Here is an 18153-nt window from a genome sequence, read left to right as displayed (position 1 = left end):
AATCCTGTTTCGTTGCTTACCGCGCTTTATGCCGGATTGCTCGGTGCTGCGGGTTCGTCCTTGCGGCCAAACGCGAATACCTTGTCGCATGCTCCGTTGAAGCGTTTCCAGACCTTGTCGCTCTGCTCGCGCGGCACTGCTCCCACGTCCTTCCACAGGCGGCGCAGGTGCTTGACCTTGTTCATGGCCTCGCCGACGGTCGCGTCGCTCAGGCCTTCGAGGAGGGCTTCTGCCTGTTCGCAGAGCAGCACTTTCTTCTGGAGGTTGTTCTGGCGGGCCTGCTCCTGGATGTCGAGCTGGTCGCGGCGGCGAGTGAAGAAGTCGTCGCAGGCTTCGCGGAACGCCTTGTAGAGTTCCGTATCCTCGATGCCGCAGGAACCGATGGTGCGCCAGTCCTTCTGGAGGTCGCGCACGGCGTCGGCCAGCTGGTTGCTGCCAGCGCTTTCGGCAAACTGCTTCACCTTCTCGATCATTTCCTGCTTCTGAGCCTTGATCTTGGCGAGCTGCTTGCTGAGGGCCTCGTCGGTAGCTGCCTGGGCCGAGATGAACTGGTTCATCTTGGTGTTGAAACGTTCGTTCACGCTCTCGATGGATTCTTTCGGAATCATGCCGATGGACTTCCATTCCTCGTCGATGGCCTTGACCTGTTCTACGACTTCGGGCGTAATGTTGCTTACGTCGATGGTGTCGAGCTTGTCGCAAAGGGCCGTTTTCTTGGTGAGGTTTTCCTGCTTGGATGCGTCGAGCGTCTCGAAGTGGGCGCGCTTCTTTTCGAAGAAGGAGTCGCATGCCTTGCGGAAGCGTGTCCAGACTTCTTCGGACTTGCTCTTGGGCACGGGCCCTGTCGCCTTCCACATGTCCTGCAGTTGCTTTAACTTATTCGAAGTTGCGTTCCAGTCGGAAGATTCCTGCAGCGCTTCGGCCTGTTCGCAAAGCTTGAGCTTCTTTTCGAGGTTCGCTTCGCGGTTCTGGTCTTCCTGCTTGAGGCTTTCCTTGTACTGGGCGAAGAATGCTCCGGTCGATGCCTTGAAGCGCTCCATGAGGGCGTTCAGGTTTTCCTTGGGTACCATGCCGATGTTCTTCCAGGATTCCTGGATCTCCTGCATGGCCTTGTACTTGTCTTTCCAGAACATCTCGGTGTTTGCGACAAGTTCGTCTACCTTCTGGCAGAGGGCTTCCTTGTCGGCGAGGTTCTTGACGCGTTCGGCCATGCGCTCTTCGATGAAGGGGGCGCAGTTCTGCTTAATCTGTTCGAACAGGGCTTGGAACTTGTCGCGGAATTCGGTAAACTTCGCGGCGGAGACGGGGCCGATATTCTTCCACTTGTTGCTGTATTCGCGCAACTTGTCGAGGACATCTTGGCTGCCGGGCTCCTTCGCGAGCATTTCCATCTCTTCGAGGACGGCTGCACGGTCTTTCTCGTTGTGCCAGGATTCCCACTGGCGCATTTCCTGGAAGCGTTCGGTGGCGGACTTGTATTCGAGCCACAGGTCGTGGTACTTGAACTTCTGCTCGCCGACAATCGTCTTCCATTCCTGGAAGGCTTCGCGGAGCTTCTGGCTGATGACCTTGAAGTCATCGTTCTCGTCGAACGACTTGACGCGGTCTATGAGGGCGCGGAGCTTGGCGGAATTTTCTTCGAATGTCTTTTGTGCGGAATCCTCGAATGCGGAAATCTTTTCCTTGAGCTTGTTGCGCAGCGAATTGTAGGTCTGCAGGATTGGGTCTTCGCCTTCGAGCAGCGGGAGCTTCTCCCAGTCGCGGACGATTCCGTGGAGGTGCTTGGAAGTGGTTTCGTTTGCGTCGGTGTCGGCGAGGGCGCGGAGCATGTCGAGCAGCTGGGTGCGTGTCTGGGTCTCGTCCGTCGCCGCTGCAGGGTTTTCGCCTTCGGCAGGCTGATCCTGCTTCTTGAGTTCCTGGCTGCGAACGAGCGCGAGGTTGAAACGCTTCACGCTTGCGGCATCCATGATGGATTTCTGTGCGTTCCATTCGTCGATGATTTCGGCGATGCGGTCTGCCTTTTCGGCGGCGTTCTCGCTATCGAGGATGCTTTCGACTTCTTCGAGCGTCTGGGTGAGGTGCGTGCGCTTTTCGGCCTTTTCGGCTTCGGCATTTTCGGCGGCGATGCGTGCTGCGTCGGCCTCGTTCACGAACTTGATGAAGCTTGCGTAGATTTCGTCGAGGGTCGCCTGGTCCGGACCCATGCCCAAGGTCCTAGCTTCTTGCATCAGGGCGTCGAACTGCGGCTTGACGGCGAGCGGATCCTTCTGGGCGGCGAAATGGTGGGCCTGCTGGACGAGCGCGTTCCTCTTGCCGGCAAGGAGAGCCGCAGCCTTGCGGCCGCCGTCTTCGGTTTCCCTCTTGACGCGGAGCTTCTCGGCGGCAATTTTACGGACGGAGGAATGCTTGGAATTCTTGGAGATGTCGGTGAGCGAAGCTTCAGACTCGATGCGTTCGACGGCAGCCTTCGCGATGTCTTCCTTGGCGTCCCTGTTCGCGGCGAGGACGAGCACGTTCACCTTGCCCGTCTTCTTGATGAGTTCGAGGCGGAGCTCGGAACTGGGCAGGGACTTGGCGAGTTCGTCGGCGTAGCGCGTGTCTTTCAGTTCGTCGATGAAACGGAGGACATCTTCGTTTGCGGGTTCGCGGAAAACCTTGAGCTTCTTGGCGACCTCTTCGAAGTAGCGGGTTTCGGCCAGGCGGCGGATGCCGGCCTCGCTGTCCTTCTTCGAAATTGCAGCGAGTGACGGGATAATCGTCAACTTCTTTACGGCTGCGGTCCTTACGCTACTATCATCATCGGAAAGGGCGATTCGTTCCAGGGTGCTCTGTTCGCGCGGATCCATCTCGGTGACGGCCTCCATGCGCTTTTCGGGGTTGGAATTCTGCCATTTCGGTTTAAATGCGTCCAATAAGCTCATAAAAATCTCCAATAGGTGGACGAACCGGTTAAGGTTCGTATATCATAATCTAAATAAAAAGATAAGAGAACGTTTAAGAAAATGGCGAATTTTTGGCAATAAAGGGGGCTGAAATAGGGCTGTCTTTACCTATCTTTGGGGGTAAAATGGCAAAACGCATACCCAAAACGGAAGCGCCCGAGCAAATTCGGGTCAAATGCGCCCCGGAAACCCTGGAGCGGTTCTGCGAGGTCTATATCCCGCAGGCGCCCTCCGTCTATACCTACGGGGTGCCCTCCGGGCTGTTCGCTGGCCCTGAAATCCGGCGGGGGAGCGTGGTCTGGGTGCAGTTTGCCACACGCAAGGCGCCATCGCTTGCGGTTGTCGCGAAGGTGCATGCGGAAAGGCCCGCGTTCAACGTGCGGTGCGCCTACCCGCATGCGTCGGGCTACGTTTTTAGCGAACGGTACATGGAATCGCTCGAGTGGGTGGCACGTTATTATATATGCACACCGATGAAGGCGCTGGATGTCTTTTGGCCTGCCGATTTCGGGAAGTATCTCGATGCGCTTGCGGCGCGGGAGACGGAACGTTCTGGCGAGGAAGGTGCGGCTGCCCAGATGCCCGCGCGCCCCGACGTGCCTCCGCTTACCGATGAACAGCGGGTGGCGCTTGACTCGCTCGTGGCCGACCTTTCGGGTACGGGCTTCCGGGGCTCGCTCTTGCATGGCGTGACCGGTTCGGGCAAGACGCGCGTGTACCAGGAACTTGCCTACGAGGCGTTGCGCTGTGGCAAGAAGGTCTTGATTCTCGTTCCCGAAATTGGGCTCACCCCGCAGACGGCGGGCCGGTTCGAGGACTTTTTGCAGGTGCCCGTGCACGTGCTGCACTCGGCGCTCTCCGCCCCGAAGCGGCGCGAATCCTTCGTCTCGATTCTGGAAGGGAGCGCGCGTGTGGTTCTCGGGACCCGGAGCGCGATACTTGCACCGTTCGATTTCGATGTCGTGATTCTCGACGAGGAACACGATTCCTCGTTCAAGCAGCAGGACCCCGCCCCGCGCTACCATACCCGCGAACTCGCGTTCCACCTGGCCTACAAGTACGGGGCGCTCGTGGTGCTCGGGAGTGCGACTCCGTGCATTGAAACTTTCCATAACGCAAGTACAGATAAATTAAAATACCTCAAGTTGCAGAAGCGCGCGACATCGGCGAGCCTGCCCGAGGTGAGCATCGTCGATATGGGGCAGGTCCGCCAGCAGAAGGGAATCCTCATGTCGCCCGATTTGCGCGACGCTCTCGTGAAGTGCGTTGCGGATGGCGACCAGGCGATTGTGCTCATGAACCGTCGCGGGTATTCCAAGGTCCGCATTTGCGGGGAATGCGGCGAGACGCTCTACTGCAAAAACTGCCATGTGCCGCTCGTTTACCACAGGCAGTACAATTCCCTGCTGTGCCACTACTGCGGGCTGCTTTACCCGGTGAACACGCCGTGCCGTGCCTGCGGGGCCGAAACATACGAGTTCGTGGGCGGAGCCATCGAAAAGCTCGAGGAAGAAATCCTGGAGTGGGTGCCGGATGCAAAGATTGTGCGCATGGACCGCGATACCACGCAGAACGTGGGCTCGGTCGAGAAGATTCTGGAATCGTTCCGGAAGGGCGAATACAACATCCTGCTCGGCACGCAGATGGTCGCGAAGGGCCACGATTTTCCGGGCGTGAAGCTCGTGGGCGTCGTGGGTGCCGACAGCGGTTTCGGGATGCCCGATTTCCGCAGTACGGAGAGGCTGTTCCAGTTGCTGAGCCAGACGGCGGGGCGAGCGGGCCGTGCCGGGGGTACGGGCCGCGTGCTAATCCAGACGCAGAACCCGAACGAGCCGGTGATGAACTTCGCGCTCCACCACGATTTTGCGGGCTTTGCCGAGATGGAAACCCGCGACCGCAAGGATGCATTCTATCCGCCGTTCTGCAAAATGGTGGAGGTCTCCTTCGGGAGCCGTGACGAGGGCGCCCTGCGCGATGCTGTCGCCCGCGTGGAAGCGCTTTGCCGCGCCGAAAAGAGCCTGATGGTCATGGGCCCGGTGGATGCGTTTATCCCCGTGGTGCAGAACGTTCGCTGGGTAAAACTGTACCTGAAGTCGAACGACCTCTCGGCGGTGCGCCGAATCCTTTCGCCTGTCGTGAACGCGCCGAAACCCGTGTTCCCTGGCGTGGATATCAAGGTGGAAATCGAATAAAGAAAGGGTCCCGGTAAAAACCGGAACCCTGTTTTGAAATTGCGCGCGATGTATTAGCCGCAGTAGAAGTACGTCTTCACGAGCTTCTGCATGGCGGTCTTGGACTTCGTGACCTGGGCGCGGAGCGTCTTGTCCTTGAAGGCCTTGAGCTGGGCCATGATGCCGTCGATCATGGCGGGGCTGAACACGCCGAATTCCTCGTACACCTTCCTCTGCTTGGCAAGGCAGTCGGCGCTGGCCCAGCAGCTGTCCGGCAGAGTGTCGAGCTTGCTCAACAGCTTCGCGTTTTCCTTCTTGTGGATGTTCACGTTCACGTAGGTCTGCTCGGCCACCTTCAGGCCGTCCTTGAGGCTAAGGCCGTAGCGGCAAGCGACGCAGAGGCCGGCCATGAGCAGGTACACGTTGGCACTGGCGTCCGGGGAACGCATTTCCACAGTCTGCTTCTGGTGCGTGTCGTAACTCGTGCCCTTCTCGTTCGGGTTCGCAATCTTGCAGAGGTCGGTCTTGGATGCCCAGCCGAGCGGTACGCGTACCAGCACGGAGCGGTTGCGGTCACCCCAGCATACGTTGGTCGGGGCTTCCTGGTGGGGTACCAGGCGCAGGTAAGAAGTCGGGTTCTGGTTGCCGAACGCGGTGATGGACGGGGCGAGTTTCATCATGCCGGCGATGGCGCGGCGGGCGGTTTCGCTGATGACTCCGTTCTTGAGCATCTGGTTGTTGCCGTCCTTCATGATGCGCATGTGGATGTGCAGGCCCGAGCCAGCCTTGCCAACGGTAATCTTCGGGGCAAACGTCACGTCGAGGCCGAGCTGTGCGCCGAGGTTACGGATAATCCACTTGGCGATGGTGAGCTGGTTGGCCGCGTCTTCTGCCGGGCAGGGGAGGAACTCGATTTCGTTCTGCTCGTAGAGCTTGCCGTCTTGCGTGAAATTGCCCACTTCGCTGTGGCCGTACTTGATCTGGCCGCCGGCCTGCGCGATGTAGAGCATGCACTGCTGGCGGAACTCGTTGAACTTCGCGAACGGTGCGGATTCGTGGTAGCCCTTCTGGTCCACTGCCGGGAATTCGCCCATGTCGTCGGCAATCACGTAGTATTCCAGTTCGCCCATGGCCTGGAATTCCATGCCGGTCTCCTTCTTGAAGGCTTCGCATGCCTTGTGGAGCGTGTATTCCGGGGAGGATTCGAGCGGCTGTCCGTCCTTGTTGAAGAAGGAGCAGAGCAGGCAGAGAGTCGGGAGTTCCGCGAACGGGTCCATGAATGCGGAGGAGAATTTCGGCACCACGTAGAGGTCGGAAGAAGAGGCCTCGATGTAGCTGAACAGCGAGGAGCCGTCCACGCGTTCGCCGCAGCTGAGGATTTCGTCCAGGTAGTCGGCATCGTTGATGACGAAGTTGAGAGTCTTCAGGCGGCCGTCTCCGCCGGCGTACATGAAGTTCAGATGGCGGATGCCGTTGTCGAAGATGTACTTCTTGATATCTTCCTTGGTGAATTTGTCGCGGGGTTTCTTGAGGGCCGTGACGAGCGCGTTAGCGGAATAGGAGGTAGATGCCATTTATTTTTCCTTGTTTTTATTGTTTTTCATTTTTTTGAAAATATTGCTGTCTACAATCTACCATTTTTCTTACAAAAAAGAAAACACTATACGAAAAAATTTTTCATATAGTGTAAAATTACGTCATTTTGTAATTATTTACGCTAAAACGCCGAAAATGCCCACGAAGGAGAACCCCTCCCTAGTCTTTATTTTCTTTTCTTTTTGACCTTGGGCGGCGTATAGTTAGACCCAATCTGGCCGCCGTTGTTCTGCTTGCGGGCCATGTCGCCCACCTTCTTGAACATTTCCTTCATGTCGTCGTACTGCTTGAGCACGGCGTTCACGCGCGAAATCTCGGTGCCCGAACCCTTCGCGATGCGGTTCTTGCGGCTTCCGTCCAGAATTTGCGGTTTCTTCCTTTCCTTCGGGGTCATGGAGCTGAGGATGGCTTCCACATAAACTAACTGCTTCTCGTCAATCTGGTCGAGCGGTAGTTTGTTCAAACCCGGGATGAGCCCGAGGATATCCTTGATGCGGCCGAGCTTCTTGATGGTGCGGAGCTGGTTCAAGAAATCGTTCAGGTCGAACGTGTTGTTGAGAATCTTCTTCTTGAGGTCCTTCGCATCCTTTTCGTCAATAACCTGCTGCGCCTTTTCCACGAGGCTCACCACGTCGCCCATGCCGAGAATGCGGCTCGCCATGCGGTCGGGGTGGAACAGTTCGATGTCGGGGAGTTTTTCGCCCACGCCGATAAAGCATATGGGCACGCCCGTCATCTTCTTGATGCTGAGGGCCGCACCGCCGCGGGTGTCGCCGTCCATCTTCGAGAGGCACACGCCCGTAAACGAGAGGCGCTGCCAGAAGGTCTCGGCCACGTTCACCGCTTCCTGACCGATCATCGCGTCGGCCACGAACAGGATTTCGTCGGGGTGGACGGCTTCCTTAGCTTTCTCGAGTTCCTGCATCAGCTCTTCGTCAATCTGCAGGCGGCCTGCGGTATCGTAAATCACGAGGTCGAAGCCATTGTCCTTTGCGAACTGGTAGCCGTGCTTGATGATTTCCACCGGGTCGCCCTGGCCTTCTTCGTAGACCGGGATGCCGATAGACTTGCCGAGTACCTGCAATTGCTTGATTGCCGCCGGGCGGTACACGTCAGCTGCCACGAGGAGCGGCTTCCTCTTCTTCTTGCTGCGCATCCAGAGGGCGATCTTGCCGGCGAAGGTCGTCTTGCCGGAACCCTGGAGGCCCGCCATCATGATGCCGACCGGAGCGGGGCCGGAGAGGTTGATTTCTTTGGTTTCGCCACCCATGACGGCCACAAGCTCGTCGTGGATGATTTTCACAATCTGTTGACCGGGGGTCACGGAATTGAGAACCTCGCTACCGAGGGCTTTTTCCTTGACGGCCTTCACGAAGTCGCGGGTCACGTTGAAGTTCACGTCGGCTTCGAGGAAGGCGCGGCGCACTTCGCGCAGCGATTCGGCGACGTTTTCTTCGGTGAGCTTGCCCTGCCCGCGCAGGTTCTTGAGGGTAGATTCTAGAGAGTCGGTCAATTGTGAAAACATAGTAGGCCAAATGTAGCAAAAACGAATTTTCCGTTGGATGGACCGGATGTCCGTGGTGCCTGTTTTTGCCGAAAAATCCCATAAATGTTGCTGTAAGCAATTCGTAATAAGTTATTTTGCGAAAAAACGGGGTTAGTCATTGAAAACAAACTTTATTTGTTATATTTGACGCATCCCCCAAAACCGTTTTTTTATACACCTCAAAAAAACGGAGGGCAGGGCTGCAAGGCCCTGTCTTTTTTTATATTTACGCGCGTTTATGGTCGATGCGATACTGAACAAGTTCTATAGGCCGCCGAAGTTCAAGAAAAACGGTGATGTGAAGGATGTGCTTGTTGTGGCGCTTCCGATGCTCCTGTCGATGTCGTTCGATACCTTCATGACGTTTATCGACAGGTTGTTTCTCTCAAAGCTCGGACCTGCCGAAATGAACGCAGCGCTTGGTGCGGGCGCGGTGCAGCTTGCGCTTACGACCTTTTTTACCGGAGCCATTAGTTACACGACTGCGATGGTGGCGCAACGCCTGGGCGCAAAACGTCAGGGGGACTGTGCGAAGGTCTTTATGCAGGCGCTCTATGTTTCGATAGTCGCGGTGCCGCTTTTGTATTTGACCATCCCCATTGGGCACTGGGTGTTTGGACTCGAACACCTGTCGGCCGACCAGCTGGAATATCAGAAAACTTACTTCAACATCTTGATGTTTGGCGGCGCCATAACGCTTGTGCGAAATGTGGCCCCTTGCTTTTTTAGTGGCATTGGCGAAACCAAGATTGTAATGCAGGCAGCCTTTGTCGGGATGATCGTGAATGTGGCCTGCAATTTTTTGCTGATATTCGGTTGCGGGCCTATTCCGGCACTGGGCGTTGCAGGGGCCGCTTACGGAACGCTGATTGGCAATCTGGTATCGACTGTTATTTTGTTTGCAAAATTCTGGGGCAGGTCGTGCAATGCCCGCTTTAGCACGCGCCGCTCGTTTGCGTTTAGCGGGGCGCTTACCCGCGAACTTCTGCAGAAGGGGATTCCCTCGGGTGTCGAGATGTTCCTGAACATGTCGGCGTTCCAGATGCTTATTCTCATGTTCCATGCTCTCGGATCGGAATCGGCGACGGCATCCTCAGTCATGTTCAACTGGGACATGGTGGCTTACGTTCCGCTGATGGGGCTCGAAGTCGCATCGACAAGCCTTGTGGGGCGCTACGTGGGAGCGAGGGACGGCGCCGCAGCATCGCGCTCAACTTATTCCGGGTTGAAACTCGGCTGGGGGTATTCCCTCGTCATGGGAATTTTCTTCGTATTCTTGCCGGGAGTGCTGACCGATATATTCAGGCCCGACATGGCGGAGGCATCGTCCGGGGCGATTGCGATTTTCGATGCCGCTCGCCCCATGAGCATCTTCATGCTGCGCATAGCGACCTTCTATATCTTCGTGGAGGTGCTGCTTGTTATCTATGCGGGAGCGCTTCGCGGTGCAGGCGATACGCTGTGGGTGATGTTTGCTAGCGCCATCATGAACTGGTGCGTGGCGGGGGCGCTGTATGTTGCCGCCTACGTCTATCACCTGCCGGCCCATTACGCCTGGATTGCTGTTGTTGCAGTCTACAGTACGGCGCCGATTATTTTCTGGCGTCGTTGGAAGAGCGGCAAGTGGCGCAAGTGCGTGATGGAAAAAGATTGCCCTGCTTCTTAATCCTTTATCCGTCAAGCGAAATCTCGACGATCTCCATGATTTCTTCGGCGTATTCCAGCTGCTTGGAAAGAATCTTGATTGCGCCAATCTTGATGGACTGCGCGTCGGCTGTCGCATTGCCCGCGAGTTCGCGCGTAAAGAACCGTGCTAGGTTCCAGAAGAATAGGGCGAACATGAGCTTGCCCTGCTCGCGTCCTTCGAAGAGACACTTGGAGTAATGGCGGTAGACGAGGTAGGCGAGTAGTCTCGCGCTTTCTGTTTCCGAGAAGAATCCCTGGTCTTCGAGAATCGTGGAATCCTTATCCAGGCGTCCTGCTTCTTGTGCGGCGTAGACCTTCGCCTTGATGCGTGCAAGAGCCGCGTCCCAGTCGGCGCCGTAGCTTTCCAGTTGCGCTAGGAATTCTACCATGGCGCTTGCGCTTTCGAAAGGTGCGAGCGGTTTGTCGCCTGTGTAGCCGAATGCTTGGTGGAGCCTTTCCTTGAAAGGGATGGATGTGTCGGCGAGCGCCTTGAAAATCTGTTCGCGGGCGAACATCACCTCGTCGCGGACTTCTCTGTCATCTTCGTCCATCTCGTCTTCGGGTTCATCGCATTCCTCGCTTGTGAAGGCGAGCGGGCCTTTGCCTTCGAGCAACAGCCGTGACGCTTCTTCGCAGCATAAACCCAGTCCACGCTCCATGATGTCGCCGTAGACTTCCACGAACCTCGGATGCTCGCGGCAGATTTCGCAGAGGGCGCCTGCGCCCAGGTGCGTGTAGATCTCGCAGAGGTTTTGCTTGTCCAAGAACGGGCAGCGGTCGTGGGGTAAAAGCTTGAAATGCCCGTCTTCGATGTTTTGGCGCAGCTTGTCGCCAAAAGCCCCTGCCACCTTGCGGTATGCCTTCTGCGATGCATCGTCGATGTCGATTTCCCAGCCCACGCAACATGTGTCGGTGCACCGCGAGGCGATGCACCTGAAGCTGTCGTAAAAGTCGGGCTTTCTTAAAATCAGCGACAAATCCCTGCGTCCAGAGTGCGCCAGATGCTTGTCTCGTTAGGCGTTCTTCACGCAGCGTACGGAAAGGGCGTCGGATCTGTAAACCCCTTCGATGTCGATGGAGTTTTCGGTGATGCTCATGCGGTAGGCGTTGGCCGTGCCGTATTCGTCCTTGCTCCAGAAGCGGGCGCGCCTGCCGAAATGGCGGAAGCTTCCGTCGTTGAAACGGTAACCGGCGGGCAGCGCGAAGAACCCGAGAGAATCCTTGCCGGGTTTCTGCCATACGCATGCGCTGCGGAGCTCGGAACCGGTCGACTTGGGGTCTATATTGGCCATGAGCTCTTCCCATTCCTTGTTGCTCGGAATGTGCCAGCCTTCCGGGGCGATGCCCTGGAAGTTCGCGTCTTTCATCTTCTCGTACATGGCCAGGTCCTTTGCGGGGGACTGGTCTGCAAATTCCGCCGGGATGTCCAGGGCGGATGTCCAGGTGTAGAGCCTTCCGAATTTTTTGATGTTGGATTCCTCGTTGCCGGGAGCGAAGCTTGCGTTCGTCTTGAAACGCAGGTTCTCGGCCATCCAGACCTGGTTGCCGATTTTCACGGTGCGGTAGGTCTCGCCGTCGCGGGCGTCGGTAAAGGAGCCGTACTTGAATGCCTTGGCGTTCTTGGCCAGGCAGTCTTCGAAGGAAATCTTGTTTTTCGCTTCGGGGGATTCTTGTTTGGCCGCCTTGGATACGTGGACGCCGATACGGTATGCGGCGATTGCCACGATGATGATGCCGAGGACGACGAATGCGATGAAAGATGCGTGCATATGGAATCCTTTGTTTGGATGTTTTTTTTAATATAACATATTTTTTACTGCATATTAATCATCGGAATGACTTTATCGTTCCCATTTACCTGCGGAAGCTTGCCATCCCACTTCTCGATCCACTTGAGCATCAGGTATTCCTTGCCATTTTGCTTCTTGAGGGCTTCCATCTGGAGCGCGATGACCGCTGAATCTGCTTTTGCTTTCGCGACGCGCTGCTCGTTCTGGTAGTCCATCTTGATCTTGATGTTCTTTTCCTTGAGCGCTTCCTGCTCCTGCACCTGCTTGGCCTCGATGGCCTCGTTGAAGGCGCGGCTGAACTGGAATTCGGTGATGGTGAAGCCGTCGATGACGATATGTGCGCCCGCGGAATCGAGCTTGGCCTTGAGTGCCGATTCCATGCGACTGCGAATTTCTTCGCGCTTCTGAAGCATCTCTTCGGGAACGTACTGCGGGGTGATGCCCGTGATGGTTTCCTTGATCTTGGGCTGTAGAACCGTGGAAACGTAGCGGGTGCCGTACTTGGAGTAAATCTTGTCGACGTTCAGCGGGTCAACGTGGTAGTTTACGTTCGTGCCCACGTAGACGGTCTGCAGGTCCTTCGAACCGGATTCAATCTTGACGGCTTCGAGTTGCGTGCTGACGGGGATGCGGACAATCTCTTTGGTGAGAATGTTGTAGAAGTTGAGGCCGGGTTCGAACGTCTCGCTGTACTTGCCGAACTGGAGAACAACGCCGCGTTCCGTTTCGTCAATCTGTGCACAGCCGAGAAGCGCGAGGGTGGCGGCTATGGTGAGTATGAGTTTTTTCATGTCAGAATCCTTTGCTGTAATCCTGACAGAAATATAATTTATTTCACATCGATTTTCTGAATTTGCATGCCGCCTGCGCTCTTGACACGCACGACGAAAACGCCCTTGCCTAGAGTTTCGCTGGCGAGTCGTATGCTGCCGCGGGCGGGGTGCTCCACTTGCAATACGTTTTGGCCGCGACTGTTGAACACGTGGAGGCTATGCACGTTGCCCGCGCCGTTGTCGATGAACCAGCTCCCGTTTCTGCGGTGCAGCAGGTTGCCGGTGGGCCTCTTGTCCGCAGAAACCACGCCCTGCTTCGGATTTGCCGTAGTGAGCAGCACTGCGGTGATAGACTTTGCCGGGAGCTTGAGCGAAACCTTGTTGCCGGCGGCAGTGGCTGTCCCTGCCTGTAGCGCATTTTCTGTATGAGAAACGAACGTTTCGCCCTTGAGGCCCTGCAGGGTGAGCGTTTTGACCGTTCCATCGGAGGCGAAGTTCGCGAGGCTGAGGTTCACGTCCTGGGCGTCCTTCTCTGCGCGGTTCACGAAGATGACCGTGAGCGAATCGCCCTTGTTACTGATGGAACTGTAGGCCGACACCAGCGAGTCGTTGCTGGAGGTAGACTGTACACGGTTCGGATGGCCGTAGCGGCTGAACAGGTGCACCGTTTCGTACATGCCGTCGCCCCATGTCCACGGGGTGAAAATCTCGACACCGTTGTCCTGCATGGTTCCGAGGAAAGACGCATAGATGAGCGCTGTCACCATAGGATCAGAATCGTTCAGGTCGGTTTCGGTAATGCCGAGTTTGATGCCGTGATCCTTGCCAAAGTATTTTTCGAGCCACTGATTGATGCGTACGAAAATGTAGGATCTGTAGCCCTTCTCCTTGTCGCTCCAGTCGCATTTGCCAGTAGCGCAACGCACCCCGTTGCCGCCCTTGTAGTAGTAGGTGGTATCGAACAGAACGCGATGCCAGTTGACGCGGCTTTCGTAGTCCTTTTCAGTGGGGTACCAGTGAATGTCAAACACGTCGAGAAGTCGTGTGCCGCTCGCTTTTTGCGCTTCGGCGATTTTCTTGGTGAAGAATTCTAGCCAGCAGTATTCCTGACCGTCGATCTTGGGCCTGCTTTCTTCGTTGTAGGCATTGATGTGGCACCATTGCCATTCGTTGGCGACCACGGGGCCGGTGAGCTTGATGTCGCCCCAGGCGGCGCGCGCCTTCTTGGCTACGTCAATGTAGTGTTCAACGAGGAAGTCGCCGGTCACGGGCAGATTCAAATCGTTGTGCGTGCCGCGCCAGATTTCTATCTCGTTGTCCATGCTCCAGTATTTAAAACGGCTCATGTCGTACTTGAGTTCATCCTTCCAGTGCGGGATGATGCCGACCGTGGAATCGGCGGGCCATTCCATATTGTAGAGCGAGGCATCGCCCGCCTTGATGAGCGTCTGGCCGTCTTCCGATACTTCGCCACCGCCCGCGAGGTCGAATGACCGTGACGGATACGAGCCGTGTTCCTGTTTCCAGTTCCAGTCGGGGAAATTGTATTCGGTGCTGCTTGCCGCGTAGCCCGTGAGCTGGAAGGCGTACATCGCGTCGACTCCCGGCATCTTGTCGAGCACCTTTTTCGCGGTGATGTCCCAGTCGTGCGCGTACACGTTGTTGAACCAGTCCGGGTGAACCGTCATTTTGTGGCTCCAGTTGTAGCGCGTGGAGTTGTTGCCGTTGTTCGCGCGCATCATGTGGATGCCCGCGTCGAGCATCTGGGCGATAAACGCTTCTTCGTCCGCGTCGCTTGCGGCGTCCGTATCGCTGATTTTGTCGATGTTTCGCCCGTAAAGGTACGGTGAAATCTTCTTGATGCCCGCATCTGCATCGACGGTAACATCGATGGCGAGTGCGGAAGAGACTGCGAGCAACGAACCGAGTACCGCACCCGCGAAAAACCTTGAATTACCCATATACAACACCTCTAGCCGCGTTTTGACCGCGGCTTTTGATAAATATATACTCAAAAAACGGGAAAGTTCAAGAAAAATACTCGTTTGTGGACAAACATGACAACAGTCACTACATTTGTCGATTGAAGACCAAATTTGATTTAGTCTATAACCAGCGACTTGCCGTAAATAAAGTCGACTTCTTCGGGCGTGATTCCTCCGGGAACGAGGTCCAGCTTGGAGCGGTTCACCTTCATGGCGGCGGCGAACTGGTCGCGCATTTCGCGTGTAACCTTGCATTTGCCTATGAGCCTTTCGAGCATCGCGGAGAAATCGGCGGTACATTCGAGGCCCAGGAGTGCCAGGATGCGCTTGACATCTTCGGGAACCTTCTTTTCGCAGACTTCCACGTAAGCGGCGAGGAAGTAACCGACGGCGGGGCCGTGCGGCACACCCTGGTGCAGCGTGAGGTCGTAGCTCATGCCGTGCGGAACAGCTGTGCTTGTGTGCGCGATGGACATGCCCGCGATCGTCGAAGTGAGCATGAGTTTTTCGTAAAGGTTTTCGCTTACGGGCGCGTCGGAAAGGAGCGCTTCCTTGAATTCGCTCCAGAGCCTGAGGCCGTATTCCGGGCACATGCGGTTGAACGCGTTGGAATAGACATTCAGGATGCTTTCGACCATGTGGGCGAGCGCGTCGACAGCGGTGTTCACGATTAGCGCTTTCTTGGCCGAGGCGAGGTACTTGCCGTCGACAAGCGCGAGCGCCGGGAAAATCTTGTGCGGGATGCTCTTCTTCAGTTGAATCTTGTGGTTCGTGATGATGGCGACCGGCGTTGCCTCGGAACCCGTTCCGCAGGTAGTCGGTACGGCAACGACAGGCACGTGGCCGAGCGGCTTTTCGGGAGCCTTGTGCAAGTTGTCCGCGATAAGATTTGGATTCGCAAGGAGTAATGCTGCTGCCTTTGCTGCATCGATGGCGGAACCGCCCCCGATGCCGATGATGTAATCGGCCCCGAATTCGCGAGCTTGCTGTGCGGCGTTCCCCACGGTGTCGGTGGACGGATTTTCTTCGACCTGGTCAAAAATCTGGTACGGCACGAGGCCTGCATCCAGAACGGCGGTGACATCGTTCAAGGAACCGTTCTTCTTGGCAGAAGTTTTGCCCGTCATGATGAACGCACGCTTCCCCATCGCAAGCAGGTTTTGCGCGTGGTTCTTCACGCAGTCCTTTTCGACGTAGATATCCGTAGGTACATAGAAACGCATAGAAAATTCCTTTCCTAGTTATTATAATCCGAGTCCTTCGATTATTGAGCGAACAGACGACTCGTCCGTGATTTCCACTTTGGCAAGAATGTTTTTTATTCCATCAATGTTTTTTGTCCGGGCGAATTCATCAAATTGGTTCATAAAACCGCCGAGATACAGCCGTTCGTTTACCGTCATGCCTTTGTATTTTTCAGTCATGTAATCATCCGCTTTAAAACTATAAGTCTTGTCTTGAATATACAAATCTTGCCGTTCGAACACCTGTCAATGTTCCAGAACGACTTGATTGATTAAGGCTTAATTACTTCTTGCTGTAGCTGGTAGAGCTTATTCCCCTGTTCTACGCAGGGGCGTAATACGCGCAACCAGGTTACCATAATCCCAATAATCGAGGCACACATTGCAAAACAGCCGGGCCTGGTGGCTACAATCCCTTCATACGCCACAATGTTGGCGAGGAGAAGGAAGATGACGAAAAGAACCAAGTCGCGCCTGGCCACGGGAGTGTATTGAATGCCGAGCACGTCTAGCAGCTTCTGCTGCCGCCGCGCGATATCCCACAAAATAAAGATGCCAATAAGATACCCGATATCAGGAATAGCCGCGCACAAGATTGCAATGGTCGGGGAAAAAGTTGTCTTGGTGAGGCAACGCAGGTTCGTCAAGGCATGGTCGAGCCACGATGGCCAGTAAATGGAAAACAGCACCCCCATAAGAGCGCCTATGACCGAAGAAGCGATTATTAGAACTATATTCACTATCGTCAAATAGTAGAGATAGTAGAGAAACCGAGCGGTATCTGCATCATTCCCGTCTGCGTTCGCCATATAGCCAGCAATCTCCATGGCGATAATGCATAGCACCATGCATACAACAATAAGGATAAGCCAAAGTTTCAAGAAGAACATGGTGCGGGCGCCGCGCCGGGAATTGTCTTCCAGACGCTTGCTATCTGAACTTGTATTTTTTGGTTGCAACGACGGCATTGAAAAAAATATAATTACGGGTACTTCGCTCCGGGGATGTCCTTGAGGATTTCTTTCCAGAAGTCGCGGAATTCTTTTTCGGTGACAATGCCGCCAGCGCTGAGTAGGCGGTAGTGTTCGCCCTGCCAGTGGTATTCGACGGGTGCGGCGCCAAAGCCGTTGCGCTGGTAAAAGTCGCGGCGTCGGTTCCTGCGTTCGAGTTCTTCGGCGTCCTTGGAATCTTCTTCGACTTCGATATCGACGACGATGCGCGTGTCGGGGTGTTGCCTGCGGATGGCCTGCAGGATTTGTGAACCGTACCCGCGGCTGCGCAGTTCTGGAACGACTGCGAAATAGACGATGTTCGTGATGCTCCCGTGCGTGATGGAGTTCGAGAACCCGCAGAACTTGGGTATCGCTGCGTTCGCGCCATCCTCCTTGTCGAAAAATGCCCAGAATTCCCGCTTGATTTTGTTGTCGAGCAAATGCTTTATCGGGATGCGTTCGTTCGCCGGAAACGCCGATTCGTACAGCGCCTTGACCTGCGGAAACCAGGGGGCATCTCTTGTGACATCGAAAAACTGGAGCATCAGCGAAAAGAATAGGATAATGCGGCATGTGCGTCAAGTGGAGGCGTGCGCTTCGGTGCGTTTTAGGGTATATTTACACTCATGAAATCGTTTGAAAATAAAGTGGTCGTGGTGACGGGCGGGGCGCACGGAATCGGCGCTACTGTCGTGAGTGAATTCGAAAAAGAGGGCGCGAAGGTCGCGTATATCGACATCCGCGAGAATCCCAGCTTTGTGGGGGATCTCTCCAAGAAGGATGTGCTCGAAAAATTCGCACAGTTCGTTATCGAAAAGTACGGGCACGTGGATGTGCTGGTGAACAATGCGCTCCCGCTGATGAAGGGCATTGACGAGTGCAGTTACGAGGAATTCAGCTACGCGCTGGCGGTCGGCGTGACGGCCCCGTTCTACCTCGCGAAACTTTTCGCGCCGCATTTTGGGTCGGGCGCGAGCATTATAAACATTTCTTCGAGTCGCGACCGCATGAGCCAGCCGCAAACAGAAAGCTATACAGCGGCGAAGGGCGGGATTGCAGCCCTCACCCATGCGCTGGCCGTGAGTTTTGCGGGCCACGTGCGCGTGAATTCCATTTCGCCGGGCTGGATAGATACGGATTTCAAGACCTACGAAGGCCCCGATGCTACGCAGCAGCCTGCGGGCCGCGTCGGGAACCCCTTGGACATCGCGAACATGGTGCTTTACCTCGCAAGCGAAAAAGCCGGATTCATTACCGGCGAAAACATCTGCATCGACGGCGGCATGACCCGCCAAATGATTTACCACAACGACTGCGGCTGGAAATTTGAAGGGTGAAGCCGCACTTTCTGGACAAGTGGGGTAGGAAAGGTTATATTTCTATTAAATAACAGGCCGTTGAGGCGAAGGAGTTCTTATGCGAAACGTC

The 18153-nt window shown here is 55.7% G+C and carries 14 protein-coding genes; 3 read left to right on the top strand and 11 right to left on the bottom strand.

The features are described 5' to 3' along the window. Positions 1-26: 26 nt before the first annotated feature. Positions 27-2921 carry a DUF349 domain-containing protein gene (locus B4A77_RS11240; RefSeq protein ID WP_290731921.1) on the bottom strand — a complete coding sequence of 965 codons (2895 nt, stop codon included), beginning with the start codon at positions 2919-2921 and terminating at the stop codon, positions 27-29. 146 nt (positions 2922-3067) lie between these two features. Here B4A77_RS11240 and priA point away from each other — a divergent pair, with 146 nt between their 5' ends. Continuing rightward, the gene (priA, locus tag B4A77_RS11235) at positions 3068-5134 is read left to right on the top strand and encodes a replication restart helicase PriA (RefSeq protein WP_290740789.1); all 2067 of its coding nucleotides are present in this window, start codon (positions 3068-3070) and stop codon (positions 5132-5134) included. A gap of 53 nt (positions 5135-5187) precedes the next feature. On the opposite strand, the gene B4A77_RS11230 is transcribed toward priA, so the two are convergent. Continuing rightward, positions 5188-6687, bottom strand: coding sequence for a glutamine synthetase family protein (locus B4A77_RS11230; protein WP_290723375.1), 1500 nt, complete (start codon positions 6685-6687; stop codon positions 5188-5190). A gap of 188 nt (positions 6688-6875) precedes the next feature. After that, positions 6876-8234 (bottom strand): signal recognition particle protein, encoded by a 1359-nt coding sequence (ffh, locus tag B4A77_RS11225; protein WP_290740786.1) that lies wholly within the window; start codon positions 8232-8234, stop codon positions 6876-6878. Positions 8235-8493: 259 nt separating this feature from the next. On the opposite strand from ffh, the gene B4A77_RS11220 reads away from it, so the two are divergent. Beyond that, entirely contained in the window at positions 8494-9921 is a 1428-nt protein-coding gene (locus B4A77_RS11220) for an MATE family efflux transporter (RefSeq protein ID WP_290740783.1), read from the top strand. Positions 9922-9925: 4 nt separating this feature from the next. On the opposite strand, the gene fliB is transcribed toward B4A77_RS11220, so the two are convergent. The 8 genes from fliB to B4A77_RS11180 form a co-directional block, all read right to left on the bottom strand. Next, on the bottom strand, positions 9926-10918 hold the full coding sequence (gene fliB, locus B4A77_RS11215) for a flagellin lysine-N-methylase (protein WP_290740780.1): 993 nt from the start codon (positions 10916-10918) through the stop codon (positions 9926-9928). Between the two features lie 36 nt (positions 10919-10954). Next, positions 10955-11710, bottom strand: coding sequence for a fibrobacter succinogenes major paralogous domain-containing protein (locus tag B4A77_RS11210; RefSeq protein ID WP_173365325.1), 756 nt, complete (start codon positions 11708-11710; stop codon positions 10955-10957). A 44-nt stretch (positions 11711-11754) separates the two neighbouring features. Further along, the gene (locus tag B4A77_RS11205; RefSeq protein ID WP_290734931.1) at positions 11755-12522 is read right to left on the bottom strand and encodes a prohibitin family protein; all 768 of its coding nucleotides are present in this window, start codon (positions 12520-12522) and stop codon (positions 11755-11757) included. Positions 12523-12560: 38 nt separating this feature from the next. Then, positions 12561-14465, bottom strand: coding sequence for a glycoside hydrolase family 44 protein (locus B4A77_RS11200; RefSeq protein ID WP_290740776.1), 1905 nt, complete (start codon positions 14463-14465; stop codon positions 12561-12563). A gap of 140 nt (positions 14466-14605) precedes the next feature. Then, complete coding sequence (locus B4A77_RS11195; protein ID WP_290740773.1) at positions 14606-15712, bottom strand: iron-containing alcohol dehydrogenase family protein; 1107 nt, start codon at positions 15710-15712, stop codon at positions 14606-14608. A 21-nt stretch (positions 15713-15733) separates the two neighbouring features. After that, positions 15734-15913, bottom strand: coding sequence for a hypothetical protein (locus tag B4A77_RS11190; protein ID WP_290740770.1), 180 nt, complete (start codon positions 15911-15913; stop codon positions 15734-15736). 92 nt (positions 15914-16005) lie between these two features. After that, positions 16006-16701, bottom strand: a complete 696-nt coding sequence (locus tag B4A77_RS11185) for a hypothetical protein (protein WP_290740767.1) — start codon at positions 16699-16701, stop codon at positions 16006-16008. A 14-nt stretch (positions 16702-16715) separates the two neighbouring features. After that, positions 16716-17270 carry a GNAT family N-acetyltransferase gene (locus tag B4A77_RS11180; protein WP_290740764.1) on the bottom strand — a complete coding sequence of 185 codons (555 nt, stop codon included), beginning with the start codon at positions 17268-17270 and terminating at the stop codon, positions 16716-16718. 81 nt (positions 17271-17351) lie between these two features. Between B4A77_RS11180 and B4A77_RS11175 the strand changes: the two genes are divergently transcribed. Continuing rightward, positions 17352-18062, top strand: coding sequence for an SDR family oxidoreductase (locus tag B4A77_RS11175; protein WP_290740761.1), 711 nt, complete (start codon positions 17352-17354; stop codon positions 18060-18062). Positions 18063-18153: the final 91 nt, after the last annotated feature.

The sequence above is a fragment of the Fibrobacter sp. UBA3718 genome (assembly GCF_002371935.1).
Lineage (GTDB): Bacteria > Fibrobacterota > Fibrobacteria > Fibrobacterales > Fibrobacteraceae > Fibrobacter.
Note: the sequence above shows the minus strand (reverse complement) of the source record. Positions and strands in the feature narration are given on the sequence as shown.

Coding starts and splice junctions, on each gene's coding strand:
- B4A77_RS11240 (WP_290731921.1), bottom strand. CDS start 2,921: ATGAGCTTATTGGACGCATTTAAACCGAAATGGCAGAATTCCAACCCC.
- priA (WP_290740789.1), top strand. CDS start 3,068: ATGGCAAAACGCATACCCAAAACGGAAGCGCCCGAGCAAATTCGGGTC.
- B4A77_RS11230 (WP_290723375.1), bottom strand. CDS start 6,687: ATGGCATCTACCTCCTATTCCGCTAACGCGCTCGTCACGGCCCTCAAG.
- ffh (WP_290740786.1), bottom strand. CDS start 8,234: ATGTTTTCACAATTGACCGACTCTCTAGAATCTACCCTCAAGAACCTG.
- B4A77_RS11220 (WP_290740783.1), top strand. CDS start 8,494: ATGGTCGATGCGATACTGAACAAGTTCTATAGGCCGCCGAAGTTCAAG.
- B4A77_RS11210 (WP_173365325.1), bottom strand. CDS start 11,710: ATGCACGCATCTTTCATCGCATTCGTCGTCCTCGGCATCATCATCGTG.
- B4A77_RS11205 (WP_290734931.1), bottom strand. CDS start 12,522: ATGAAAAAACTCATACTCACCATAGCCGCCACCCTCGCGCTTCTCGGC.
- B4A77_RS11200 (WP_290740776.1), bottom strand. CDS start 14,465: ATGGGTAATTCAAGGTTTTTCGCGGGTGCGGTACTCGGTTCGTTGCTC.
- B4A77_RS11195 (WP_290740773.1), bottom strand. CDS start 15,712: ATGCGTTTCTATGTACCTACGGATATCTACGTCGAAAAGGACTGCGTG.
- B4A77_RS11190 (WP_290740770.1), bottom strand. CDS start 15,913: ATGACTGAAAAATACAAAGGCATGACGGTAAACGAACGGCTGTATCTC.
- B4A77_RS11185 (WP_290740767.1), bottom strand. CDS start 16,701: ATGCCGTCGTTGCAACCAAAAAATACAAGTTCAGATAGCAAGCGTCTG.
- B4A77_RS11180 (WP_290740764.1), bottom strand. CDS start 17,270: ATGCTCCAGTTTTTCGATGTCACAAGAGATGCCCCCTGGTTTCCGCAG.
- B4A77_RS11175 (WP_290740761.1), top strand. CDS start 17,352: ATGAAATCGTTTGAAAATAAAGTGGTCGTGGTGACGGGCGGGGCGCAC.